The sequence below is a fragment of the Microbacterium sp. 01T413_2 genome, assembly GCF_056398985.1.
In genome coordinates this window covers 250,404-274,414 of sequence record NZ_JBFTQL010000002.1, presented here as the reverse complement: position 1 = coordinate 274,414, position 24,011 = coordinate 250,404, and the positions used below count along the sequence as shown (strand labels likewise).

The 24,011-nt window shown below is 72.1% G+C and carries 19 protein-coding genes; 9 read left to right on the top strand and 10 right to left on the bottom strand.

Going from position 1 to position 24,011, the window contains the following annotated elements; genetic code table 11:
• Positions 1–251: 251 nt before the first annotated feature.
• Both AC1DMN_RS02575 and nudC read right to left on the bottom strand, forming a co-directional pair.
• On the bottom strand, positions 252–1,979 hold the full coding sequence (locus tag AC1DMN_RS02575) for an ATP-dependent helicase (RefSeq protein WP_441976216.1): 1,728 nt from the start codon (positions 1,977–1,979) through the stop codon (positions 252–254).
• On the bottom strand, positions 1,976–2,989 hold the full coding sequence (nudC, locus tag AC1DMN_RS02570; RefSeq protein ID WP_477229403.1) for an NAD(+) diphosphatase: 1,014 nt from the start codon (positions 2,987–2,989) through the stop codon (positions 1,976–1,978). The genes AC1DMN_RS02575 and nudC overlap by 4 nt, the downstream gene beginning before the upstream one ends.
• A 68-nt stretch (positions 2,990–3,057) precedes the next feature.
• Here nudC and AC1DMN_RS02565 point away from each other — a divergent pair, with 68 nt between their 5' ends.
• Positions 3,058–4,491 (top strand): phosphotransferase, encoded by a 1,434-nt coding sequence (locus AC1DMN_RS02565; RefSeq protein ID WP_477229404.1) that lies wholly within the window; start codon positions 3,058–3,060, stop codon positions 4,489–4,491.
• Here the strand turns inward: AC1DMN_RS02565 and AC1DMN_RS02560 are convergent.
• Both AC1DMN_RS02560 and AC1DMN_RS02555 read right to left on the bottom strand, forming a co-directional pair.
• Positions 4,437–8,006, bottom strand: coding sequence for a UvrD-helicase domain-containing protein (locus AC1DMN_RS02560; RefSeq protein ID WP_477229405.1), 3,570 nt, complete (start codon positions 8,004–8,006; stop codon positions 4,437–4,439). The genes AC1DMN_RS02565 and AC1DMN_RS02560 overlap by 55 nt on opposite strands.
• Entirely contained in the window at positions 8,003–11,227 is a 3,225-nt protein-coding gene (locus AC1DMN_RS02555; protein WP_477229406.1) for an ATP-dependent helicase, read from the bottom strand. The genes AC1DMN_RS02560 and AC1DMN_RS02555 overlap by 4 nt, the downstream gene beginning before the upstream one ends.
• 167 nt (positions 11,228–11,394) lie before the next feature.
• On the opposite strand from AC1DMN_RS02555, the gene AC1DMN_RS02550 reads away from it, so the two are divergent.
• Together AC1DMN_RS02550 and AC1DMN_RS02545 are read left to right on the top strand one after the other, a co-directional pair.
• A complete protein-coding gene (locus AC1DMN_RS02550) occupies positions 11,395–11,619 on the top strand; it encodes a DUF3107 domain-containing protein (RefSeq protein WP_233311956.1) in 225 nt (74 codons plus the stop codon).
• A gap of 17 nt (positions 11,620–11,636) precedes the next feature.
• A complete protein-coding gene (locus tag AC1DMN_RS02545) occupies positions 11,637–11,924 on the top strand; it encodes a hypothetical protein (protein ID WP_477229407.1) in 288 nt (95 codons plus the stop codon).
• Positions 11,925–11,996: 72 nt separating this feature from the next.
• On the opposite strand, the gene AC1DMN_RS02540 is transcribed toward AC1DMN_RS02545, so the two are convergent.
• The gene (locus AC1DMN_RS02540; RefSeq protein WP_440734522.1) at positions 11,997–12,710 is read right to left on the bottom strand and encodes a ferritin-like fold-containing protein; all 714 of its coding nucleotides are present in this window, start codon (positions 12,708–12,710) and stop codon (positions 11,997–11,999) included.
• A 210-nt stretch (positions 12,711–12,920) separates the two neighbouring features.
• On the opposite strand from AC1DMN_RS02540, the gene AC1DMN_RS02535 reads away from it, so the two are divergent.
• Positions 12,921–14,444 carry a DEAD/DEAH box helicase gene (locus AC1DMN_RS02535; protein WP_440734523.1) on the top strand — a complete coding sequence of 508 codons (1,524 nt, stop codon included), beginning with the start codon at positions 12,921–12,923 and terminating at the stop codon, positions 14,442–14,444.
• A 117-nt stretch (positions 14,445–14,561) separates the two neighbouring features.
• On the opposite strand, the gene AC1DMN_RS02530 is transcribed toward AC1DMN_RS02535, so the two are convergent.
• Positions 14,562–15,452, bottom strand: a complete 891-nt coding sequence (locus AC1DMN_RS02530) for a PHP domain-containing protein (RefSeq protein ID WP_440734524.1) — start codon at positions 15,450–15,452, stop codon at positions 14,562–14,564.
• 118 nt (positions 15,453–15,570) lie between these two features.
• Between AC1DMN_RS02530 and AC1DMN_RS02525 the strand changes: the two genes are divergently transcribed.
• Positions 15,571–16,605, top strand: coding sequence for an endonuclease/exonuclease/phosphatase family protein (locus AC1DMN_RS02525; RefSeq protein ID WP_441976225.1), 1,035 nt, complete (start codon positions 15,571–15,573; stop codon positions 16,603–16,605).
• Between the two features lie 52 nt (positions 16,606–16,657).
• Here AC1DMN_RS02525 and AC1DMN_RS02520 read toward each other — a convergent pair whose 3' ends face one another.
• Positions 16,658–17,053 (bottom strand): DUF3054 domain-containing protein, encoded by a 396-nt coding sequence (locus tag AC1DMN_RS02520; RefSeq protein ID WP_440734526.1) that lies wholly within the window; start codon positions 17,051–17,053, stop codon positions 16,658–16,660.
• A gap of 184 nt (positions 17,054–17,237) precedes the next feature.
• On the opposite strand from AC1DMN_RS02520, the gene AC1DMN_RS02515 reads away from it, so the two are divergent.
• The 4 genes from AC1DMN_RS02515 to AC1DMN_RS02500 all read left to right on the top strand — a co-directional run bounded on the left by AC1DMN_RS02515 (position 17,238) and on the right by AC1DMN_RS02500 (position 21,174).
• Entirely contained in the window at positions 17,238–18,734 is a 1,497-nt protein-coding gene (locus AC1DMN_RS02515) for a S8 family peptidase (RefSeq protein WP_441976227.1), read from the top strand.
• Positions 18,735–18,841: 107 nt separating this feature from the next.
• Positions 18,842–20,272, top strand: a complete 1,431-nt coding sequence (locus AC1DMN_RS02510) for an aminopeptidase P family protein (protein WP_477229408.1) — start codon at positions 18,842–18,844, stop codon at positions 20,270–20,272.
• Positions 20,239–20,748: a phosphotransferase gene (locus AC1DMN_RS02505; protein WP_477229409.1), complete on the top strand. Its 510-nt coding sequence runs from the start codon at positions 20,239–20,241 to the stop codon at positions 20,746–20,748. The genes AC1DMN_RS02510 and AC1DMN_RS02505 overlap by 34 nt, the downstream gene beginning before the upstream one ends.
• Positions 20,749–20,751: 3 nt before the next feature.
• Positions 20,752–21,174 (top strand): phosphotransferase, encoded by a 423-nt coding sequence (locus tag AC1DMN_RS02500; protein ID WP_477229410.1) that lies wholly within the window; start codon positions 20,752–20,754, stop codon positions 21,172–21,174.
• Between the two features lie 33 nt (positions 21,175–21,207).
• On the opposite strand, the gene AC1DMN_RS02495 is transcribed toward AC1DMN_RS02500, so the two are convergent.
• Genes AC1DMN_RS02495 through AC1DMN_RS02485 form a run of 3 tightly spaced genes read right to left on the bottom strand, consistent with a single transcriptional unit; the run spans position 21,208 to position 23,923 of the window.
• Positions 21,208–22,386: a MalY/PatB family protein gene (locus AC1DMN_RS02495; RefSeq protein WP_477229411.1), complete on the bottom strand. Its 1,179-nt coding sequence runs from the start codon at positions 22,384–22,386 to the stop codon at positions 21,208–21,210.
• Complete coding sequence (locus tag AC1DMN_RS02490; protein ID WP_477229412.1) at positions 22,383–23,138, bottom strand: alpha/beta hydrolase family protein; 756 nt, start codon at positions 23,136–23,138, stop codon at positions 22,383–22,385. Before AC1DMN_RS02490 ends, AC1DMN_RS02495 begins: the two co-directional genes overlap by 4 nt.
• Positions 23,135–23,923: a YflT domain-containing protein gene (locus AC1DMN_RS02485; protein ID WP_477229413.1), complete on the bottom strand. Its 789-nt coding sequence runs from the start codon at positions 23,921–23,923 to the stop codon at positions 23,135–23,137. Before AC1DMN_RS02485 ends, AC1DMN_RS02490 begins: the two co-directional genes overlap by 4 nt.
• Positions 23,924–24,011: the final 88 nt, after the last annotated feature.

Sequence of the window (24,011 nt, the reverse complement as noted above, 5' to 3'; positions counted from 1 at the left end):
GTTGGCCTTCGATGCCGGCGGATCGACCGTCGGACCCCTCGTGGTGCCAGGGCGGACCCCGTGCCTTTCCTGCCGCGACTCGCACGACCGCGAACGGGATCCGTCCTGGGCGGCCCTGCATGTCCAGCTGCTCGAGCGGGATCCGGGCCGGGTCCCGCTCGGCGGGATCGCGTCCGCCGCGGAGGCGATCGCCGACCTGCTCAGCACGCGATCCCAGGCCGTACGCGACGGCTCGGGCCGGCTGATGCGGATCACCCGCGACGGGCGCCGATCATCGCGGACGGTGGAATTTCACGCAGACTGCCTCTGCCGATCTCCGCAAGGAAGCGAGACGGGCGCCGCCCTGCGCGATCCGCATCCCGCGACCACGTCATCGTCAGCGCTCGCGCGGCCCGCGTGACTCCGACGTACGCGAGCCGGCGCTCCTCGTCGATCGCGTCGAAGCCCGTCGCGTACGAGATCGGCAGCAGACCCTCCGAGCAGCCCACGAGATACACGTGCGGCCATTCCAGGCCCTTCGCGGCGTGCAGCGTGGACAGGGTCACGGTCCGCAGCACCGGCTCGTGCTGATCCTTGGCCCGGGCGAAGAGGTCGTCCGCGAAGCTGCGCATGGTGGTGCCGGCCGGAGCGTCCTCGGCGAGGCGCAGCACGGCGCGGCGGGCCTCCCAGGCGTCGCGCAGTGCTCCGCCAGCCTCGGGCGGATCGTCCGTGTAGCCGAGGCCGCGCAGCACGTCGCGCACGGCGCCGAGGAACGAGTGCTGCTGCGGCGCGACAGCGGCGGCGCGCAGGCCCTGCACGGCCTGACGCACCTCCGGCAGGTCGAAGAAGCGCTTCCCTCCCAGCACCGTGGCCGCGACCCCGGCCGCGGCGAGCGCCTGCAGAAGCGCCCCGGATTGCGAGTGGGCACGGTAGAGCACCGCGATCTCCTCGGGTGACACCCCCTCGGCGATGCGCGCGGCGATCGCCGCAGCGACCCCGCGAGCCTCCTCCGCGTCGTCGTCGAACGCCACCACGACCGGGTCATGCACGGGGATCGCCGGCGGCTCCTCGGATTCGGGGGCCGCGGCCGGCACGAGCTCGAGCGCCCCGGGACGTCCCTTCATGAGCGCGTTGGCCACACCGAGCACCCCGGCCGCGGAGCGGTAGTTGGTCTCCAGCCGCACCACCGTCGCATCGGCGTGACGGCGCTCGAAGTCGAGCAGGTAATGCTGGTCGGCGCCCGCGAAGGAGTAGATGGTCTGCGAGGCGTCACCGACCACGCAAAGGTCCCCGCGGTCGCCGACCCACAGCTCGAGCAGACGGTGCTGCAGCGGGGAGACGTCCTGGAACTCATCGACCGTGAAGTGCCGGTACTGCTCGTGCACCGCGGCGGCGACCCGGGGTTCCGCCTCGAGCATGCCCGCGCACGCGAGCAGCACGTCCTCGAAGTCGAGCTGATGCCGGTCATCCTTGAGCGTCTCGTAGGCGCGGGAGAGCTCGGCCACCTGGTTCTCGTCGAACCGCCCGACGGACCGTCCGCGCCGCGCCGCCTCTTCGATGGACAGCATGGAGACCTTGCGCCACTCGATCGCGGAGGCCAGATCGCGCAGCGTGGCGGTGTCGGGCCGGAGGCGCAGCATGTCCGCGGCCTGGGCCAGCAGGCGCACCTTGTTGTCCACGATCGCGGGGGCGGGGGCTCCTGCCAGTTGCGGCCAGAAGAAGCCGAGCTGAGAGAGGGCGGCGGCGTGGAACGTGCGTGCGGCGACGCCCTGCACGTTGAGCGCGCGCAGTCGGCCGCGCAGCTCCCCCGCCGCTTTCGCGGTGAACGTCACGGCCATGACGCGTGACGGCGTATAGGCGCCTGTCTCGACGCCGTGCGCGATGCGGTGCGTGATCACCCGGGTCTTACCGGTGCCCGCACCTGCGAGCACGGCGACCGGTCCGCGCAGCACGGACGCGGCTTCCCGCTGGCGTTCGTCGAGGCCGTCGAGCGCGCTCACCGCCGAAGCCAGTCGACGATGAGACGGTGCGCGATCGATGCCGCGCCGGGCAGTCCCACGGGTCCGTTCCCCTCGAGAGCGGATCCGACCTCCGCGCGGGTGAGCCAGCGCACGTCGATGATCTCCTCGCCGTCGCCCTGCACTCCCTCCTCGTCCACGGCGGTGGCGTGGAACCCGACCATGAGCGAGCGGGGGAACGGCCACGGCTGAGAGGAGAAGTACTCCACGTCGCGGACGCGCACGCCCGCCTCTTCGAACAGCTCGCGGTGCACCGTGGTCTCGAGTGACTCCCCCGCCTCGACGAAGCCCGCGAAGCAGGAGTAGAAGCGGCCCTTCCACTGCGCATTGGCGCCGAGGAGCAGGCGTTCGCCGTCGGCGCTCTGCACGGCCACGATCACGGCGGGGTCCGTACGGGGGAAGTGCTCCCGCCCGCACGAGGGGCAGTGCCGGGACCAGCCGCTCTGCCTCAGCTCGGCCGCGCTGCCGCAGGCGGGGCAGAATCCGGCGTCATGCAGCCATCCGGCCAGGGCGATGGCGGAGACGACCAGTTCCGCGTCGACCTCGTCGACCACGGGGAGAGCGTCCCGCAGGTCGCTCCAACGCGGCGCCCAGGATCCGTCCGCGTCCGTGTCATCTTCCGGATCCTGCAGTGCGAGAAGCAGACCGGATCCGTCGGCACGACGTCCCAAGAGAGCCCATTCCCGCGTACGAGCGAGGACGGGGTCACCGGCGGAGAGGAGGATGAGGCCGTCGTCCAGGGGCACGCGGCGCTCACGCACGACGAGCACTCCGGTGCGGGGATCGGCGCGGAGACGGGTGATCGTCTGCGGGTCGTCGCGCCACTGCGCACCCTTGTCGAGTGCCGCACGCTCGGGGGCACCTTTGTCGGCTGCTGCGCCCTCGGGGGCGGCTCCGTCGAGCACTGCGCCCTCGGCGACCACGCCATCCAGGACGGCGGCGTCCAGGACCACGGTGTCATCGGCGTTCGGTTCGGGGACGGTCTCCGGCACGGTCTCGACTCCCCTTCTCACAGGCGTGGCGGGCCCTGTGCGGACGAGGCTCGACCTACCCTGGTGACATGGCTCGCTCACCCTTCACTCTAGCCGCGGCGGTCACGGCGGCGGTGCCCGGAGCCGATGTCGTCGGCGCACGGGCCCTGTCATCCGGCGGCGACGGCCGATTCGACTCCGCCGTGGCGACGCTGGCCGACGGCACGGAGGTCGTGATCCGCGCGTCGAACGACGACGAGACGGCCTCCGAACTCGCCAAGGAGAGCCTGGCGCTGCGCGCCCTCACCGCCGGGGCCCGCTCGATGCTGCGCTTCGCCGCCCCCGAGCACCTCGGCGACGGCCGGGTCGGGGACACGCGCGCGCTGGTCACGACGCTGCTGCCCGGTTTCCAGATCGACGCCGCCGATGTGCCGGCCGGCCCCGGCGCCGCCGTCGCGATCGGCAAGGCCATCGCCGGGGTGCACGCCCTTCCCGCGTCGGTCGTCCGCAGCGCGGGTCTTGCGGAGCGGACGGCCGCCGAGGCGCGCGACGAGGTGCGCCTGCTCATCGATCGCGCCGCAGCCACCGGCCGCGTCTCGGCTCGCCTCACGGTGCGCTGGCGCGAGGCGGTCGACGCCGACGATCTGTGGCGCTTCGAGTCCGCCGTCACCCTGGGCGGCGCTCATGCGGAGTCATTCGTGTTCGCGGATGACGACGAGCGCGGCCCACGGGTCACCGGGATCGTGGGATGGCATGCGCTGTCGATCGGCGACCCCGCCGTGGACCTCGCCTGGCTGACCCTGGCCGCCGATGCGCGTTCCGATGTGCTGGACGCCTATGCGTCCGCCACGCTGCGCGCTCCCGATGCCGGCCTCGCCACGCGCGCCCGACTGCTTGCCGAGCTCGAGCTCGCGCGCTGGCTGCTGCACGGGCACGACACGCATCGCGCCGACATCGTCGACGACGCGGCACAGCTCCTGGACGCTCTCGCCGACGGGATCCATGACGACCTGGCCCCGCGCGCGGGTGCCGGCGCCGGCGTGGACGAGGCGATGTCCGCCCTGGACCGGGTGCCGGCGACCGGCGCGACCCGCATCGACACCTCCATGCAGACCGACACCTACGACGCGAGCGCGTTCGCGGGGATCTCGATGGACGACACCTCCGCGTTCGGGCCACGCGGTGCCGCGCGCACGGACGAGGACGACGAAGGCGCATCCCAGGCGCCCGAGGAGGATGCGGCGCCCCACGACGGAGCCCGGGAGGACCTGACCGCGGCGGGCTCGATCGAGCATCTGGATCCGAACGCGACCGAGGATCTCGGTGATCTGCGCGCGTCGTTCGGCCCCAGCGGCACCAGCCCGCAGGGATCCGCGGACCGGGACGATGAAGACAGCCCGGAGCGGCCCGGCACGCTGCTGCCCAGCGAGGGCGGCATCGCCGGCTCCGACTCCGACGTCGCCGAGGCTCACCGCGCGGCGCGGGCCGCATTCCAGCGCTGGACCAGCGCCTCCTCCGAGTAGACGGTGTCGCCCCGCAGCACGAGGTCGTCAGCGACGTAGAACAGCGCGACGTCGATCTCGTCCAGTGGCACCCCGAACCGGCGATGGTAGGCGAGCCGGTACAGCGCGAGCTGCAGCATGCGCTCCTCGCGCTCGGCCGCCGTCGCGGGCGGTCGGCCGGTCTTCCAATCCACGATCTCGATGCGCCCGCCGCGATCCTCGCGCCGGTAGACGGCGTCGAGCTTGCAGATCACGATGCGCGCGGGCTCGCCGTCGCCGACGGGCAGAGCGAAATCGATCTCCGTCTCCACGGCGATCGGCCGGAGTGGCGCCCACTCGCTGCGCTCGAAGATCTCCCGCAGTCGTGCAAGGTCCTCGGCGTCCGCGCGGGCGATCTCGTCCCCCGCATCGCCCTCTGCCGCGGCTGCACCGCCGCCGGCCAGGGAGAGCTGGTCGTCGTCCAGATCCCACAGCGCATCATCCAGCGATGTGCCGACGCCCACGGATCCGGAGCGGTGCTCGACCCAGGCGTGGAAGAGCGTGCCGAGCCGGGTCTGCCGGTAGGGGCGCTCCGGCATGGGACGGGCGATCGCACGGATCGTGCCGCCGTAGTCGGTGACGTAGTCCTTGAAGCGCGAGGCCGGCACGCGCGTGGGCGCGTCCGCGATCGTGCCGCGCTGCCGCGCCGCCCGCTCGGCGAGCAGCCGTGAGAGCTCCGCGCTCGGCGCCGGTGCGGTCGCATCGGCCATCGCCCGGCGCACCTCCTCGGCGGCGCCTGCGACCCGTTCCCGGCGTCCGCCGAGTGGATCCATCGGCCACACGCTCGTGCGTGCCGCCCCCTCGTACGGGTTGTCCTCCGACTGCGGTTCGGGCAGCGGATCGAGTCCGAGCTCCTCGATCGCCTCGAGCAGGTAGGGACTCGGCTTGCGCATGTTCTTCTGCCCGGACCAGTGCGAGCCGGTCAGCAGCAGATCCGTGCGCGCCCGCGTGACGGCGACGTACGCCAGCCGTCGTTCCTCGGCGCGCTGGTAGTCGCGATAGTCGTCCTTGAACCGGCGCAGCGCACCGCCGTGCGGGTAGGCCTTGGTGATGCCCGCGGCGAGCGAGTCGAGAGCCGCCTTCTCGCGCTTGCGGGGATCGTCGCCGGCGACGTCCCTGGCGGCCTGCGGATCCCAGGCGAACCGCGGCAGCGCATCGCTGTCGCCGCGCAGCGCGAAAGGTACGACGCCGAAGCCGAACCAGCCCTGCGCATCGGCGATCCGGCCCGGCAGCTCGTCCTCCACGAGGCGGACAACGGCCACCGCGTCCCACTCCAGCCCCTTCGAGCCATGGATCGTGAGCAGCTGCACCACGCCCGGTTCCGGCGGCTCGGTGCGGGGCATGAGCTCGTCCGTCATCTCGGCCTTGTCGAGCCAGGCGAGCAGGCTCGAGATCGTGCCACGGTCGTCAGCGACGAGGAACGCGCGCACCTCGTCGCCGAACGCGCGCAGCTGCGTCGCGGCGACCCTCGCAGGCCCCCGGGTCTCGTTCACGGCGAGCTCGATGTCCAAGCGCAGCTCGGACTCGATCGCGCGGATCAGCTCGAGGATCGGCTGCCCTGCCGCCCGGCGCAGTCGCTCCAGCATCTCTCCCGCCGCGCGCAGCCGCGCGCGGCCGGCAGGGCTGATCCGCTCGATCAGCCGGTAGTCGTCGCGGGCGGTGCGCACGAAATCGACCGCATCGACGATCGACACGGCCTCGTCGGCGCCGCGCGAGGAGCGCAGCCGCTGCTTCAGCTCGTCCGTCAGCGGAGCGAGCGCGCCGTCTCGCACCGCGAGTTCGCGCGCCAGGTCGTACAGCGCCGCCATGTCCGCGACGCCGATCGCGAAGCGCGGGCCGACGAGCAGCCGGATCAGCGCGGATCCCGCCGTCGGATCGTGGATCACCCGCAGCGCCGAGACCACGTCCACCACCTCCGGCGTCGCCAGCAGTCCGCCGAGACCGAGAATCCGGTGCGGGATGCCCTGTGCGGCGAGGGCGCCCGCGAAGGTCTGCATGTGCCGCTTGGACCGGAACAGGATCGCGCCGGTGTGCGGGCGGGCATCCTGCGTGCGCCCCTCCTGTGCCTCGTCGTGCGCGGCCCGGCGCTCGGCGAACCAGGTCGCGACCGCCTCGGCCTCGTCGTCCGCCGTCTCGCCGTACCGCACCTGCACCCGTCCCGTGCCGGATCCGGGCCGCGGCTCGAGAGCCGGTACGTCCAGGCCCGGGCGCTGCAGCGGCAGCAGCAGGCGGTTCGCGACATCGAGGATCCGCTCGTCGTTGCGCCAACTCGTCATCAGGCTGTAGGTCTCGGCGGTCCGCTCCTCGGCGAACGTGCGTCCGAAGGCGTAGAGGTTGTCCGCGCTCGCACCGCGCCATCCGTAGATGGACTGGTGCGGATCACCGACCGCCATCACGGCACCGTCGCGGAACAGCGCGGCGAGGAACCGCGTCTGGATCACGGACGTGTCCTGATACTCGTCCAGCAGCACCACGCGGTGTTGCGCGCGCAGCTCGGCACGCACCTCGGGCGACGCCTGCACGATGTCGAACGCACCGCCGACCTGGTCGGCGAAGTCGAGCACGCCGCGGCGTCCCTTCTCCGCGATGTACTCGCGCACCAGATCCACGAGGATCGGCATCGTGCGGAGGTTGTCCACGGCCTTGGCCACATCGGCGTTGCCGCGATAGGGCTCGAAGTCGGAGGCAGTCCGAGCGGCGATGCGGACCATCGCATCCAGGTCGACCCGATGATCGAGCACGTCCCCCGCGAGACGTTGCACGGCATCGATCACGCCGTTCAACGAGCGGTCCACCTCGTCGAGGCCATCCAACTCAGCACGCAGCACGACAGAGCGGGCGATGAGCCATGACGCCGACTGGCTGAGCATCGCCGCATCGGGGTCACGGCCGATGTGCGCCGCGTGCTCGCGCACGATGCCGTCCGCGAAGGCGTTGTACGTCGACACGCGAGGCCGGATGATGAGATCCTCCGCAGCGCGGGGGGCCGTCGGATCCCACCCGGTGCCGAACCGTATCGCGAGCTCGTCCAGCACCTCGCGCTGCACGGCGGCGCGCTGCGCGGGACTGGTCGCCGCCCCCACCCGGTCGAGCGCGCCGGTGCGCACGATCTCCGCAAGATGCGGCAGCAGGCCCCTGCGTCCGTACTCGTCGATGCGGTCGAGCCGCAGCGCGATGCGCTCCGCGAGCTCGCCGGCGGCCTTGCGGGTGAACGTGAGCCCGAGGATCTCGTCGCGCTCGACGTGACCGTTCGCGACGAGCCAGACCACGCGGCCCGACATGGTCTCGGTCTTGCCGCTGCCGGCGCCGGCCACGACGAGCGCCGGAGTCGGAGGCGCCTCGATCACGCGCTGCTGCGCCAGGGTCGGCGTAGGCAGGCCGAGGGCAGCGGAGATGTCGGTGGCGGCGATGCCGTGGCCGGGGCCCCAGCCGTCCTCGATCGCGCCGTCGCTGACCACGGCGGGGCCTGCGACGGCCGGCCCGCCCGCGCCGCTCATGCGCTCACCGCCGGGATGGTGTGGATGCGACAAGGGCTGATCCGCACCTGCGTGTCGGCGCAGTGCGCTTCGACCTGCGCCGTGAAGCTCGACGCGGCCATGCCGCGGCCCGCCTCGGCGACGCGCTGCAGGAACGCGGCGCGCGCCTCGTCGCCCAGCCGATGCTGGTGCGCCACGCGGTAGGGGCTCTGCCCGATGGTCTGCGCGACGAGGACGAGGCGAGCACCGGCGAGCGCGGCCGGATCCGCATCCTCGACCTGACCCTGTTCGACTGCGAGCTGATACGCGGCCAGCTGCGCGTGCTCGGTCACGAGCGCCTCCGTGCCGGGCTCGTACTTGCCCGTCTTCAGATCCACCACCACCACGCGCTCTCCCCCGGCGCCGTCCGCCATCGTGCTCCAGGTGCGCCCGCGCGCGGCCTCGTGCTCACCGGAACCCGCCGGATACGCCTCGACGCGGTCGATGTAGCCGCTGACGATCGCCTGCTGCGCCGGCTCCTCGGGATCGATGGGGTGCGCGGTCGGCTCGGCGGCGAGGTCGACGGCGAAGCGGAATCCGCCTTCGGAGGCGATCACTCGGCCTCCCTCGCGCTGCACCTCGGTCAGGTAGTCGTGCAGGCGCTGCAGGTACAGGTCCGCTCTGCGGCGCTCCTTGGCATCGATCCACGGCGTTTCGAAGTCGAGCTCGCCCCAGCGCTCCTCGAGGATGCGCCGCATGGCCTCGAGGTCGCCGTCGGGCACGTACTCCATCGCCGCGTGCACGATCGTGCCGATGCCCGCCGAAGGCGGAGCCATGGTGTCTCCCCCGAGCGCGGCCACGGCCCAGTTGACCCCGCACTCCTCGAACGCCTCGAGCCGTGACGGCGAGACGGACACCGATCCGGTCTCCAGATCCCGCAGCGGACGCTCATCGGACGGCCCTCGCACGCCGAACCACTCATCCGGATCCGCTCCCGGCACGTCCGCCTCGGCCAGCAGTCGCAGCTGCCCGGCCGCCTCGGACCGCGCAGCCGGATCCGGCGAGGTCGTGAGCACCCTGCGGTGCTGGGCGACGAGGCCTCGGAGGGTCAGCGGATGCGCATGCCGCTCCTGGGCGGGCAGCGGATCCGGCAGGAAGCCGAAGAACGCGCTCGGACTCTGATCGTCGTCGTCGACCGCGGTCACCAGCAGCCGGTGGCGAGCGCGGGAGAGCGCCCGCACGAACAGACGCAGCTCGTCATGCAGCGCCGCACGACGCCGGTCGAGTGTGGAGTGCTCGTGCTCCGGCTCACCGGAGCGCGCCGCGGCGACCGCCTCGCCGAGCCGCCAGGTCTCCAGCAGCCCGCCGCGCAGCCGGACGTTCGGCCACACCCCGTCCTGCAGGCCGGCGATCACGACGGCATCGAACTCCGTGCCGAGGGCGGTGGCCGGCGTCATCAGAGTGACCGTGGCGGGGCGCTCCGGGGCGGAGAGGGAGTCCTCCGGCACCTCGCTGTCGAGGATGTCGTGGATGAACGCCTCGGGGCCCTTCTCCGGCGCGCGCTCCACCGAGCGCTTGGCCGCGTCGAACAGCGCGACCAGGGCGTCCAGGGCGCGCGCGGTTTCGGCACCGGAAGGAGAGCCCGCGGCCTCCTGCCACGCGAGCGCGAGGCGTCGGCCGTCGGGGGCGCGGCAGGAGTCCCACACCCGCCAGAGCAGCTCGTGGATCGTCTCGCCGCGCAGCCGGGCTTCGCGCACCTCGTGCAGCACGGTGCCGAACCGGTCCGCGGTACGCGCTTCGGCCGTGTCGATCCTCGCGAACCGCGCGGGCTCCGCGAGACCGTCACGCAGCAGCAGCCGTGCGGGTGCGGACCCGCCGGCTTCCAGTTCGAGGTGACGCAGCCGCGCCCGGAGCCGGCGCAGCCCCACGCCGTCCAGCCCGCCGAACGGCGTGCGCAGCGCCTCGGCGAGCAGTTGCGGATCCCGCTCCGTCGGCTCGGTGAGCGCGAGCCGCACGATCCCGACGATGTCGCGCACGATGGTCTCGCTGCCGAGCGGGCGCTGCACGCCGGCCGCGCGGGTGGGCACCTCGCGGGCGGCGAGCTCGGCCTCCAGGGCCGCCACCTGGCGGGTGTCGTGGGCGATCACGGCCATGCGCTCCCACCCGATGCCCTGCAGCAGGTGCCATTCGCGCAGCGTGCGTGCGATGAGGTCGTGCTCCTCGTGCGGCGACGGCGCGATGAACGCCTGCACGGCGTCACTCGGCGCGCCATCCTCTGCCGCTCCCGGCGCGCGGCGGTGCTCGATCCGTCCCGACGCGCCGATCGTCTGAACCACGGTGCGGGTCAGCGCGGTGAGCGGCGGATCCTGCCGATGCGACTCGTCCAGCACGTGCACGTCGCCGAGCATCGCAGCGAGGCGCGCGAACAGCTCGGGGCCGGCGCCGCGGAACGCCCCCGAGGAGATGTCCGGATCCCCGAACGCCAGCACCGCGATGCCGCGAGCGCGCAGAGCTTCGACCAGCGTCACGCCGCCGGCGGTCAGCTCCTGCGCGTCGTCGATGAGCACGACCCGCAGACGTCCGAGCGGGCCCAGCATCTCCTGTGCGGCGGTGTGCAGGATGGCGGCGGCCTCCGCGAGCAGATCCGCGGCGTCGCGGTGCGCGGCGCGGGCGCGATCCAGCACCCGCCGATAGGACTGTGCAAAGGATCCGACGGCACGCCAGGCCGGGCGCTCCGATCGCCCCAGCTCCGCCGGGGTGACGCCGAGCTCGGTGCATTCGGCGAGGAAGGCGCGCAGTTCGGAGCGGAACGCTCTCGACGAGCGCACCGCCGCCGGCAGGCTCTCCGGCCAGCGGCTGCGGATCCCCTCGGCCTCGTCCTCCGCATCGCCGGAGAGCAGATCCGCGATGATGCGATCCTGGTCGGCACCGGTGAGCAGCGCCGGCGGTTCCTGCCCCGCGTGCACCATGGTGCCGCGGACCAGTTGGAACGCGAACGAGCCCAGCGATCGGGCGAGCGGGCCCGGCGTCGCGACGCGCACGCGGACGCCGATCCGGTCGCGCAGGGCCGTGGCCGCCTGTCTGTTCGGAGTCAGCGCGAGCACCTGCTCCGGGGCGAGACCGCCGTCGACGAGCGCGGCGACCCGCTCCACGAGCGCGTGCGTCTTTCCCGTGCCCGGTGCGCCGATCACGGTGCCGACCGCCGTCTCCGGGGCGCCGATCACGGCTGCCTGCGCAGGGGTCGGGGCGGGCTGTGCGGGCATGTTCCCACGCTATCCGCCGCGGCCGACATCGCCGCCCGCGATCCGCGGCACCGGCGGGGAATCGCCCTCGGCGAACACCGCCCGGCACGCGGTCCCGCCCGCTCGACCCCGCGATAGAGTGACGGGACATCGGCTTTCAAGAGCACGACCTTTCAAGGAGCATTCCCGTGGAGATCCGCATCGGCATCATCAACACCGGCCGTGAGCTCAGCTTCGAGACCTCGGCCTCCGCCGACGAGGTGCGCACGCAGATCGCCGGCGCCCTCGATCAGGGTGCCAGCCACGTGACCCTGAGCGACACCAAGGGCAACTCCTACATCGTGCCGACCGCGAACCTCGGCTACGTCGAGCTCGGGACCGAGGAGTCCCGCCGCGTCGGCTTCGTGGCCTGACGCAGGAACTGAGCCGCGTGTACATCCTGCTCGCGCTGATCGCCGCCTGCGCGCTCGGTGTCGTGGTGCACTTCACGATCCCGCAGCGCGAACTCCGCGGTGTGGCTCTCGTGCCGGCGATCGCGACGGCCGTCGCGGCCGCCGCCTACACTCTCGGGCAGTGGGCGGGCCTGAAGGAGTCGAGCGCGTGGCTGTGGCTGATCGCCCTCGGCGGCGCGATCGTGATCTCCGCGGCAGCCGGCGTCATCCTGACCCGCGTGCGGAGTCACGGCGACGCCGTGCGCCGCGCCGAACTCGGCGTCTGAGCCGAGCGTGACCGCCTCCGAGGGCAGGGATCGCGCCCGCACGCTGCGCGGAGAGCGCCGGGCTTCCGCCCGCTAGGAGGCGAGGCCCATCGCGTCCATGCGGCGGGCGTGCGCACCCATGAGCTCGGTGAACACCGGCTCGAGCTTGTCGTCCTCCGCGCCGGGCAGGTGCGGCCGCAGCGCCGCGCGGGCGACGAGGATGGTGTCGCCGACGAGACGGCGCCCCCACATCGACAGGAGTGAGCGCCACTGCTCGTCGCTCGCGATCGTGGCCTGCACGATCCCGACGATCTCGTGCCGGTCATCAGCCTCGGAGAGGATCCTGGCGACCTTCGTCCCGGTCTCGCCGTAGCTGGAGGCGAGCGCGAGGTAGAAGTCGTCGAGCATGCCGGCGGTGAGGTACACCGCGAGCATGGTCTCCGCGATGCGCGGGCCCAGGGTCTTGCGGCGGAACGCGTCCAGTTGCTCGCGGAACGGCAGCATCACCTCGGTCGGACGGTCGCCGTGCGCGGCGATGATCGCGACGATGCCGTGGTGTTTGGCGAGGGCCGCCCCGGCGGCGCGGGAGAGGATCTCCTTCTCCGCGAGATCGTCCGTCGCACGGATGAGGCGGGTCAGCGTCTCGAAGTAGCCGAGCTGAAGGTAGGCGGCCTGACCGAGGAACGTGTTCAGCTCGGGCGCCAGCTCGGCGAAGTCGACGCGGGTCGCGTCACCCGCATCGCCCCGGGAGCGGAGCACCAGCGCGCGCCGCGGCGCCTTATCGCGCTGCCAGAACCACCTCACCACCCGCCCAGCCTAGTCGAGACGTCCCGCCCGACCGGGGGCGCCGCGCACGCCGATCACTCCGATCCCGGGTACGCGTGCCCGCTCCGGTAGGCTGGATCCCGCTCCGGCGACGGATCGGAGCCCCGCGCCTGTGCATACGGATTCGGCGTGGACCCCATCAACGAGGCGGCGCCGCGATCGCAAGGCCCGCCGGACAGGCAATCAAAGACTGTGACTTCTTTCGCCGATCTCGGCATCGATCAGGACATCGTGGACGCCATCGCGGCGAAGGGCATCGTCGACGCCTTCCCGATCCAGGAGCAGACCATCCCGCTCGGCCTTCCCGGCCAGGACATCATCGGCCAGGCCAAGACCGGCACCGGCAAGACCTTCGGCTTCGGCATCCCCGTGGTGCAGCGTCTCGGACTCGACCCCGAGCCCGGTGTGAAGGCGCTCATCGTCGTGCCCACCCGCGAACTCGCGGTGCAGGTGTACGAGGACATGGATCTGCTGACCAGCAACCGCTCGACGAGCGTCGTCGCGATCTACGGCGGCAAGGCCTACGAGGGCCAGATCGACCAGCTCAAGGCGGGTGCGCAGATCGTGGTCGGCACCCCCGGGCGCCTCATCGACCTCGCGGGGCAGCGTCTGCTCGACCTGTCCCACGCGACCGAGGTCGTGCTCGACGAGGCCGACAAGATGCTCGACCTCGGCTTCCTCGCCGACATCGAGAAGATCTTCCAGAAGGTCCCCGCGGTGCGCCACACGCAGCTCTTCTCCGCCACGATGCCGGGACCGATCGTGGCGCTGGCGCGCCGGTTCATGACGAACCCGATCCACATCCGCGCGAACGACCCCGACGAGGGCCTCACTCAGGCGAACATCAAGCACCTCGTCTACCGCGCGCACTCGCTGGACAAGGACGAGGTCATCGCCCGCATCCTCCAGGCCGAGGGCCGCGGCAAGACGGTGATCTTCACGCGCACCAAGCGCGCCGCCCAGCGCCTGGTCGACGAGCTGGGCGACCGCGGCTTCAATGTCGGCGGCGTGCACGGCGACATGGGTCAGGATCAGCGCGAGCGCTCGATGGCCGCGTTCAAGGCCGGCAAGAAGGACGTGCTGGTCGCGACCGACGTCGCCGCCCGCGGCATCGACGTCGATGACGTCACGCACGTGATCAACCACACGATCCCGGACGAGGACAAGACCTACCTGCACCGTGCGGGCCGCACCGGCCGCGCGGGCAAGACCGGTATCGCGGTCACGTTCGTCGACTGGGAGGACCTGCACAAGTGGGCCCTCATCAACCGCGCCCTCGAGTTCGGCCAGCCCGAGCCCATCGAGACGTACTCGTCGAGCCCGCACCTCTACGAGGACCTGAACATTCCGGCCGGCACCAAGGGACGCCTGGTCACCGCACCGGTCTCCGAGAAGCCGGCCCGCAAGCAGCGCGAGCCGCAGCGTGCCGCCGACGCGGCCGCCGAGGGCACGAGCGAGGGCACCACCCGCCGTCGCCGCCGCCGCCGCAACGCGGAGGACGAGGTCGGTTCGACGTTCACCGAGGGCGCGGAGGCTCCCGCCGCCAAGGCGGCCGGATCCGGTGACGCCGACCGTGCCGCCGAGGGATCCGGAACGCACGACGGCCAGGGCGCCGAGCATCACGACGGCAAGCCCGCCGCGCAGCGTCGTCGTCGCCGTCGTCGCCGTCCCTCCGGCGGTGCCGCCGCGGGCAGCGCGCCGCAGCCCGGAGCCTGAGCCCGCCCCGCGCTCGCTCCCGCCCCGCGCTCGCCTCTGACCGCGAGACTCCATCTGGGCGACGAGACTGCACTTCACAGGCGCAGTCTCGTCGCCCAGTTGCAGTCTCGCGGGCAGTTACCGGGCCCGGATCGGGTAGACCGGGGCGGAACCGGATCCGCGGTCGATGATGCGCTGCAGCATGGCCGGATCCGTGGTGTTCTCTCCGGGCACGTTCGGCTTGCCCGCGCCGTGGTAGTCGCTGGACCCGGTCACGATCAGGTCGTTCTCGGCGGCGATGCCGCGCAGCCAGGCGCGCCCCTCGGCGGTGTTCTCGCGGTGATCGATCTCGAGTCCGGCCAGGCCCGCGTCGATGAGACGCCGCAGGGTGGCGTCGGTCATGCGCTCGCGCCCGGCCGGGTGCGCGATCACGGGCACTCCCCCCGCGCCGACGACGAGCTCGATCGCCGTGAGCGGATCCGGCGCGTAGTGCGCCTCGTAGTACCCCTGGCGCGGATGCAGGATCCCGTCGAACGCCTCTCCGCGGTCGCCCACGATCCCTCGCGCGATCAGCGCATCGGCGATATGAGGCCGGCCCACGGTCGCCCCCGGATCGGTCTGCTCGAGCACATCCTCCCAGCGCAGCGCATAGTCACGGCCGATGTTGCGCACGATGCGTTCGGCACGGCCGATGCGGTCGTCGCGGATGCGCGCCGTCTCGGCGAGGAGATCCGGATCCGTGGGGTCGAACAGATACGCGAGCACGTGGACGCTGCGCCAGCCGTCCTTCGAGGACAGCTCCATGCCGGGGATGAACGTCATGCCGCGTTCCGTCGCGGCAGCGGCCGCATCGCCCCATCCGGCCGTCGTGTCGTGGTCCGTGAGAGCGATCGTGCCCAGGCCTTCGTCCGCGGCCCGTCTGACGACGGTCGCGGGATCCTCCGTGCCGTCCGAGCGGTTCGAGTGCAGATGCAGATCGATCGGCCCGTCGAAGAGGGCGGGGCGTGACGTCGGATCGGCATCGGTCATCCTCCGAGCGTAGCGATCCCCCGCCTCTCGGACCGCCGCGGCCACGGGGCGGCGGTCGGGCGGATCCCCGGCTGCGCACCAGATGTCTCACAGATCCGCTCGCCTAGGCTCGAAGACGATGTTTCGACTGATCGGGATCCTCCTCACCGTGCTCTTCGCGATCGCCACCGCGATCGTGACCTGGCCGCAGTTCTTCCACCTCGAGCAGACGTTCCCGATCACGCAGATCGTGGCCTCGCGCGCGGTGCTCGTGCTCGTGTTCGCCGGGATCCTGGTGCTGGCGCTGCTGCTCCTGTTCGCCCGCCCGCTGCGCGGGTTCGCGGCGTCGATCGCACTCGTCGCCCTGCTCGGCGGAGGCGCCTCGGCGGCCATCCTCGCGCTGCGCGGCATCGACACCGCCGTCTCCCTGCCGGACAAGACCGCGACGAGCGTGCGCGTGCTCGCCTGGAACACCGCGGGCGAGGCCGTCTCGGCCGACGAGATCGCGACCACGATCGTCGCCCAGAAGGCCGATATCGTGGCGCTCCCGGAGACGACCGAGGCCGTGGGAGAGGAGATCGCGCTCACACTGCGCGAGGCAGGGCACCCGATGTGGGTGCACCACGTGCAGTATCGGCCCGAGGTCACCCAGGGACCGGATTCGTGGCAGACCACGGTGCTCATCTCGCCGGCCCTCGGCGACTACGCGGTCATCCCCTCCTCCGCCGACGGATCCAGCAACACCTCCTCGGTCCCGAGCGCGGTCGTGATGCCGGTCGACGGCGACGGCCCCATCGTCGTCGCCGTGCACACCGTCGCTCCGCGCGAGGACGAGATGGCGGACTGGACGCAGGATCTGCGATGGGTCGCCGACCAGTGCCCCGCCGGGAAGAACGTGATCCTCGCCGGCGACTTCAACGCGACCCTGGACCACATGGGCGGGCTCGGCACCGGCGGCGGCGACCTCGGCGCCTGCCACGACGCGGCTTCCCACTCCGGCTCGGGTGGCGTCGGCACCTGGCCGACATCCGTGCCGGCGCTGCTCGGCGCCCCGATCGACCACGTCATGGCGACCGCGCACTGGCGCGCCACGGGATCCGCCGTGCTCCCGGCCGGCGCGGGCGGCAGCGACCACCGCGCCCTGATCACCCAGCTGGAGCCCGCGACGCCTTAGCGGAGCGTGCGTGCGCGCCGATCCGCGAAGCGCGCCCGGGCGGCGCGGCGGCTCAGCGGCGAGCGCGCCCCCGGGCGATGAGCGCCGCGATCCCGCGCCAGCCGACCAGGAACACGAGCAGAGTGATCGTGGCCACGATGATGAACGCGACCGCGGTGGTGCCGCCGGTCACGACGCGCAGGATCATCCCGAGCGCGACCGTGATCACGACAAGCCCCATCCCCGTGCGCAGCGGGGCGGAGGGCGCCCGCCATGCCCGCAGGATCAGCCAGCCCGCCGCCAAGCCCACCAGGAACGGCCACGCCGTCTCCAGTACGCCCACGGCGTCGACCGTGTGATCATGGCTCGCCCGGCCGATCGCGGCGAAGACGATCACCAGCACGGCGTCGATCCCCAGCGCCCAGGGCCAGGTCAGAACGGATCGGCGGTCAGGGGCGGCTTCGGTCATCCCTCCACGGTAGCCCGGCGGGCTATGGGTCCTGCGCCGCGCGCCGTGCCGCGCTCCTACCCTGATATCCGGCTATCAGCAAGCATTGAAATGGCTGGGAGCGCCCAGTAGAAACGATGCAGGGCCATCCGCCCGCGCCGACCTGTCGGCACCCACCCCCACGAGAGGACCCTCACCAATGAGGATGCCAACCCCCCACCGCTCGTTCCGCACCATCGCCTGCACCGTCGCGGCGCTGGGACTGGTCCTGGCGGGCTCCGTCAGCGCCACTGCGGCGACGAGCGAGCCCTCGACGCCCGTCCCGATCACTCCGCCGGACGGCACGGTCATGAGCTACGTCGTCAACACCGGCCAGGCGAACCCGGGCCAGACCCGCAAGGCCGAGAAGGCGGTGACCGACGCGGGCGGCGTCGTCGTGCAGAGCTGGCCCGAGATCGGCGTCGTGATCGCGCAGTCCGATCGCGCGGCGTTCCGCGACACCGTGAAGGCCAAGGGCCGCAACGTCGTCGCGTCGGTCGGCGCGACCCGCACCGTCGAGGTGAAGGACAAGGTCACCGGCCCGCAGGCGCCGTGGGGTCCCGGAGCCTCCGGATGGAACCAGGGCAAGAACAAGCCGGTCAACGGCGATGAGCCCACCGAGCCGGTGCCCGCCTCCGCGTCCGACTCGCTCGAGGGCCAGCAGTGGGACATGACCATGATCCAGGCGGATCAGGCGCACCAGATCACCGACGGCAGCCGCAACGTGCTCGTGGGCGTGCTGGACTCCGGCATCGACCCGACCCATCCCGACCTGCAGGCGAACATCGACGTCGCCGACTCGGTCAACTGCACAACTGGCGGCCGCCCTGACCAGACCGATGGCGGGTGGTACCCGACCACGTCCGACCACGGCACGCACGTCGCGGGCACGATCGCGGCGGCCCGCAACGGCGTGGGCATCGTCGGGGTCGCCCCGAATGTGCGCCTCGCGTCGGTCAAGGTCGTCAACGACGACGGGTTCATCTACCCGGAGTACGCGGTCTGCGGCTTCATGTGGGCGGCCCAGCGCGGCATGGACGTCACGAACAACAGCTACTACATCGACCCGTTCGAGTTCTGGTGCGACGATCAGCCCGACCAGGCAGCGGTCCGCGAGGCCGTCGCCCGCGCCGTGAACTGGTCCAACTCCAAGGGCGTCGTGAGCGCGGCCGCGGCCGGCAACTCGGGCCTCGACCTGACGGTGAACACCCTCGACGAGGGCAGCCCGGACGATGCAGCCACCCCGACGCCGCGCACCATCAACCAGGGCTGCAAGGACATCCCGGCCCAGGTCCCCGGTGTCGTGACCGTCGCCTCGCTGACCAAGGACGGCCAGCTGTCGTACTTCTCCAACCGCGGTCTCGGCGAGATCGACGTGGCGGCGCCCGGATCGAGGATCCTCTCCACGATCCCGGGCGCGAAGTACGGCCTCAAGAGCGGCACCTCGATGGCCTCCCCGCACGTCGCCGGCGTGCTGGCGCTGATGAAGTCCGCGCACCCGGAGCTGACCCCGGCCCAGCTCGTGCAGAAGCTCGAGGACGACGCGACGCCGACCGAGTGCTCGGCTCCGCAGTACGACGAGGGAGCCGCCTGCGTCGGCACCGCCGAGCTGAACAGCTACTACGGTCACGGCATCGTGAACGCGCTCAAGGCCGTGCAGTGATCTGATCCGGATCGACAGGAGGGGCTCGGATCGCCGACACGGCGATCCGGGCCCTTGTCGCCTGCCGCCCGGATACTTCCCGCACCGGCCGGTGAGAGGATGGATCCATGACCTCCGAGCACGACACGATCGAGCAGCCGGGCGATGCCGCCACCGCGACCACCTCGACGACGACCAACCGCCGCCAGCCTTTCCCGCAGGGCTTCCTCGACACCATCTCGACGGGCTGGGCCGAACGCCCCGAGTCCCTGCCCGCTCCGCGCGCGCAGGCGCCCTACGCAGCAGCACGTCGCGCCGCCGTCTCCGCGGCCTTCCCCGGCAAGCGCCTGGTGATCCCGGCCGGATCCCTCAAGCAGCGCAGCAATGACACCGACTACCCGTTCCGGGCGCACTCGGCGTTCGCGCACCTCACCGGCTGGGCGGTCGACTCCGAGCCCGACTCGCTGCTCGTGTTCGAGCCCACCGCGGACGGCCACGACGTCACGCTGTACTTCCGCGAGCGCGCCGACCGCACCACGAGCGAGTTCTACTCCGACGCGACGATCGGCGAGTTCTGGATCGGACCGCGTCCCGCTCTCGCCGGCGTCGCCGCAGACCTTGGCGTGACCACCGCGCATCTCGACGAGTTCGCCGCGGGCGAGGAAGACCTCGTGGTCGACCAGGACGACGAGCTCACCCGGTTCGTCTCCGAGCTGCGCCTCGTCAAGGACGAGTACGAGGTCGCGGAGATGCGCCGAGCCGTGGCGATCACCGCGGACGGCTTCGACGACATCATCCGCGACCTTCCGCGGGCGGTCGCGCACCCGCGCGGCGAACGCATCGTCGAGGGCGTCTTCCACCAGCGCGCCCGCAGCGACGGCAGCTGGGAGGGCTACGACACGATCGCCGCATCCGGCCCGCACGCGTGCTACCTGCACTGGACCCGCAACGACGGCGCCGTGCTTCCGGGCGACCTCATCCTCATCGACGCCGGAGCCGAGGCCGACAGCCTCTACACGGCCGATATCACGCGCACGCTGCCGGTGAACGGCACGTTCAGCGAGGTGCAGCGCCGCATCTACGACACCGTGGTCGAGGCCGCGGACGCCGCCTTCGCCGCGGCCGAGGTCGGTGTGCCGTTCCGCGAGGTGCACGCGGCCGCGATGGACGTGATCGCCCGCCGTACCGCCGAGTGGGGTCTGCTGCCCGTCTCCGCCGAGGAGGCCCTCGACGCCGACCAGGGCGGCCAGCACCGCCGCTACATGGTGCACGGCACGAGCCACCATCTCGGCATCGACGTGCACGACTGCGCCCAGGCCCGCCGCGAGATGTACTACGACGGCCTGATCGAGCCCGGCATGGTGTTCACGATCGAGCCCGGCCTGTACTTCCAGATCGACGATCTGACCGTGCCCGAGGATTACCGCGGCATCGGCGTGCGCATCGAGGACGACATCCTCATCACCGCCGAAGGCCCGGTGAATCTCTCGGCCGCCATCCCACGCACCTCCGCCGAGGTCGAGGCGTGGATCGCCCGCGTGCAGGGATCCGCGTCCTGACCGAGGACATGCACCCGGATCAGCTCCGGCTGGACGAGGCCGCCGCGACCGAGAGGATCGCGGCGGCCTTTCCCGCGCTGGCGGGGCAGCCGGTGGTGGCGCTGTCGACACCGGGCACGATGAACGCGCTGTTCCGGATCGGCGACGCGCACGTCGCCCGGTTCCCGCTGCAGTCCGCGGCGCTCGAGGACGTGGCCGCGGAGGCGCGCGCCCTCGACGAGTTCGCGACGTGCTCCCCGTTCCCCGCACCCGTCGTGCGCGGTGTCGTCGACCGGGACGAGTGCTACCCTTCGTCATGGTCGGTGCAGGCCTGGATCCCCGGTCGCACCGCCTCCGAGGCGCTGGCGGATGAGGATCCGCTCCCCCTGCTCGCCGACGATCTGGCGCGGCTGATCGGGGCCCTGCGTCTCGCACCCCTGCGGGGGCGGACGTTCGACGGCCGAGGGCGCGGCGGCGAGCTGCACGCGCACGAGTAGTGGATGACGCAGTGCTTCGCGAAGAGCGGACATCTGCTGGATGTCCCGTCCGCGCGTGCGCTCTGGCAGCGGCTGTCGCAGATCCCGCACCCCGGCACGGAGGTCATGTCGCACAAAGACCTGATCCCGCCGAACCTGCTCGTCTCGGACGATCATCGGCTCGCCGGAGTGCTGGACGGCGGGTCCTTCGGAGCGGCGGATCCGTCGCTCGATCTCGTGGTCGCGTGGCACCTGCTCGGACTCGACGACCGGCGCCGGCTCCGTGCGGCTCTGGGCAGCGATGACCAGGAATGGTGCCGGGGAGCTGCGTGGGCGCTGCAGCAGGCGATGGGCCTCGGCTGGTACTACGAGCGCACCAATCCCGTGATGGCCGCTCTCGGCCTGCGCACCATGCGACGGCTGCTCGCCGATCCGGATCTGGGCTGAGGCCGAGGCTCTTCGGCGGGGATGCTCCGGCTGTCAGCCGACGGCGTGCTCGCGCAGCGCGGCAGCCATCTGCCGCACGGCCTGCGCGATGACCGGGCGCGGCGTGGCGAGGATGAAACGCAGGAAGCCCTCCCCGGCGGCGCCGCAGGCGATGCCGTCGGTCATGGCGACGCCCGCGTGCTCGCGGAAGAACGCGGCCGGCGAACCCTCGATGCCGAGCCCGCGCGCATCCAGCCAGGCGATGTACGTGCCCTCCGGGGCGCGGTAGCCCATCCCGGGGATGTGCTCGGCGAGGAGTTCGCCCAGGAGCCGGAGGTTGCCGTCGAGGTAGTCGAGCGTGCCGTCGAGCCAGTCGCGGCCGTCGTCGAAGGCCGCCGTGGTCGCGATCACGCCGAGGTTGGCCGTGCCGTGCTCGGCCCAGGCGACCTCCGGCCGCGCCCAGGTCTCGACATCCGTGTCGTTCGTCAGGATCACCTGCGCCGCCTTGAGGCCGGGCAGGTTGAACGCCTTCGAGGCGCTGGCGGCGGTGATCGTATGTCCCGCTGTCACGGCGCTGATGCCGGCGTAGGGAACATGGCGGTGCGGCGCGAAGACGAGCGGCGCGTGGATCTCGTCCGAGAACACGCGCGCGCCGTGCCGCGCGACGACCTCCGCGACCGCTTCGAGTTCCGCGCGCTCGAACACACGTCCCAGCGGATTGTACGGGTTGCACAGGATCAGCAGGCCGCCGCCGTCCGCGAACGCCCGGTCGATGCCGTCCAGGTCGTAGACGTGGCGCCCGCCCTCGACGAGCATCGGCACCTCGATGATCTCGCGGTCATGCATCGCCGGGATCGTCAGGAACGGCATGTACGCGGGCGTGGGCAGCACGATCTTCGAGCCGGGCTCGGTGAAGAAGTCGATCGTCGCGCGCAGTGCGGTCAGCACATCCGGCACGGGGCGGATCCGATCGGCCGGCACGTCCCAGCCGTAGCGATCCTTCTGCCAGCGCGCGGTCGCCTCGCTCATGCGCGCCCGCACGGCCGCCGGCAGATATCCGGTCAGGCCGTCATCGATCGCGCCCTTCATCGCGCTTGCGATCGCCGGCGCGGGCGGGAAGTCCATCTCGGCGACGAACGCGCCGATCGCCTCGGGGAACACCGACCACTTCAGGCTGCCGATCTCGCGCAGCCGGGCGATGCCGATCGCGTCCAGCTCCTGCGCCATGCTCATGCGTCTCCCCCTTCGTTGCGCCCCGATGCGCCGATCTCCGACGCGCCCTTGCCGAAACCCGACCACGCGAACTCCACGACCAGCGGCGCGAGATCCGCCCCGATCTCCGCGGCAGGGCGCTTGCGGCCTTTCACCTCGAACGAGTGCCCGCCGCCGTCGATCCAGGCGATCCGCGCGTCCTGACACGACGCCACCGCCTCCTCGAGCTGCGACAGCGGCTGCACGAACGGATCGTTCGTGCCCTCCACGAACAGCTGCGGCTGCGGCACCGCCGGCAGATGCTCGGTCCGCGGCTTCTCCGGCTTGCCCGGCTGGTGCAGCGGATAGCCCAGGTAGACGAGCCCCGTCGCGGCGAGGCCGGCCTCCTCGGCGGCGGCCATGGACGCCATCCGCCCACCATAGGACTTGCCGCAGGCGACGACGGATCCGGATCCGCGCTCGCTCGCCGCGGCGACGACGGCGCGCCAGGTGAGGATCGCGTGCGCCGCCGAGCCCGGCATGCGCCGTCCCGCCTCGACGTACGGGAAGTTGAACCGCAGCGTGTGCAGGCCCGCGGTGCGCAGCGCCGTGGCGAAACCGATGAGGAACGGATGATCCATGCCCGCGCCCGCGCCATGGGCGATCGCCACGATCGGCGCATCGGCCCCGGCAGCGAGGTCCCCGTCGGCAGCGCCGAACGCGGCCGACACCTCGGCTGTACCGGCAGGGAGCGGAACCGCGATCCGGAACCGCTCCTCGGCCCGTCCCGTCATCGCGAGGTGCCGTCGCCCGCCGGGTTCTCGCCGTCCACGGGCGTGGCCGCGGAGGGCGGCGTCTCGAGGGCAGGGCTCTCCGCGGGGGCGGCGGGAGCTCCGTCGGTCGCCGGGGTACCGTCGGTCGCCGGGGTACCGTCCGTCGCCGGGCCACCGTCCTGTGCGGGCTGCACCGAGGCGGTCGGCGGTGCCGGCGGCATCGGCGGGCGCGGCGGCGCGATGCGCTCGCCGTACCGCGGCGGCTCCTCGACCCGCTCTCCGTACTGGGGCGGCGCTGCCGCGGTCGTGCCGGCGGCAGGGGCGGACTGCGGGATCGGGGTGACGGCACGGCCGAGCACCTGGCGCGCCTTGCCGACCGAATCGGACAGCACCGTGACCTCGTAATGATCGGCCTTGAGCTGCATCACGCTCGCGTAGTCGCGGCGACGACGCACGATCGAATACGTGATGAGGCTCAGGATCATCCCGATCGCGACGCCGACGAACAGGATCCCCACGAAGGCCTGCATCGGCACGGCGGGGTTGCCCAGCACGAAGATCGCAGAGAGGAAGAGGCCGATGAGCACGCCGTTGACCGCGCCGGAGCGCGCCGCGTTCGCATAGCCGAGGCGGCCGGTGACCCGCTCCACGGTCTGCACGCCGACCCCGACGATGGCGATCGCCCTGGCCGGGATCTCCCCCGCGATCAGCTGCGAGACGAGCTTCTGCGCGGCCTCGTACTCGGTCACCGTGGCGACCGTCTCGCCGATCTCGCCCGCGGGGCCCGACGCGTTCAGCATGCTCATCGGACCATTGTTCCACGCGGCTGCCCGGAGACCGCCGGATGCCGTCACCCACCCCGGATCCCAAGGCGCAGGACACTACGCTGGAACC

What these genes read in the sequence shown, in the direction of transcription:
- AC1DMN_RS02565 (WP_477229404.1), top strand. Translation starts at nt 3,058, where the DNA reads ATGGCTCGCTCACCCTTCACTCTAGCCGCGGCGGTCACGGCGGCGGTG.
- AC1DMN_RS02560 (WP_477229405.1), bottom strand. Translation starts at nt 8,006, where the DNA reads ATGAGCGGCGCGGGCGGGCCGGCCGTCGCAGGCCCCGCCGTGGTCAGC.
- AC1DMN_RS02555 (WP_477229406.1), bottom strand. Translation starts at nt 11,227, where the DNA reads ATGCCCGCACAGCCCGCCCCGACCCCTGCGCAGGCAGCCGTGATCGGC.
- AC1DMN_RS02530 (WP_440734524.1), bottom strand. Translation starts at nt 15,452, where the DNA reads ATGACCGATGCCGATCCGACGTCACGCCCCGCCCTCTTCGACGGGCCG.
- AC1DMN_RS02525 (WP_441976225.1), top strand. Translation starts at nt 15,571, where the DNA reads ATGTTTCGACTGATCGGGATCCTCCTCACCGTGCTCTTCGCGATCGCC.
- AC1DMN_RS02520 (WP_440734526.1), bottom strand. Translation starts at nt 17,053, where the DNA reads ATGACCGAAGCCGCCCCTGACCGCCGATCCGTTCTGACCTGGCCCTGG.
- AC1DMN_RS02515 (WP_441976227.1), top strand. Translation starts at nt 17,238, where the DNA reads ATGCCAACCCCCCACCGCTCGTTCCGCACCATCGCCTGCACCGTCGCG.
- AC1DMN_RS02510 (WP_477229408.1), top strand. Translation starts at nt 18,842, where the DNA reads ATGACCTCCGAGCACGACACGATCGAGCAGCCGGGCGATGCCGCCACC.
- AC1DMN_RS02500 (WP_477229410.1), top strand. Translation starts at nt 20,752, where the DNA reads ATGACGCAGTGCTTCGCGAAGAGCGGACATCTGCTGGATGTCCCGTCC.
- AC1DMN_RS02495 (WP_477229411.1), bottom strand. Translation starts at nt 22,386, where the DNA reads ATGAGCATGGCGCAGGAGCTGGACGCGATCGGCATCGCCCGGCTGCGC.
- AC1DMN_RS02490 (WP_477229412.1), bottom strand. Translation starts at nt 23,138, where the DNA reads ATGACGGGACGGGCCGAGGAGCGGTTCCGGATCGCGGTTCCGCTCCCT.
- AC1DMN_RS02485 (WP_477229413.1), bottom strand. Translation starts at nt 23,923, where the DNA reads ATGAGCATGCTGAACGCGTCGGGCCCCGCGGGCGAGATCGGCGAGACG.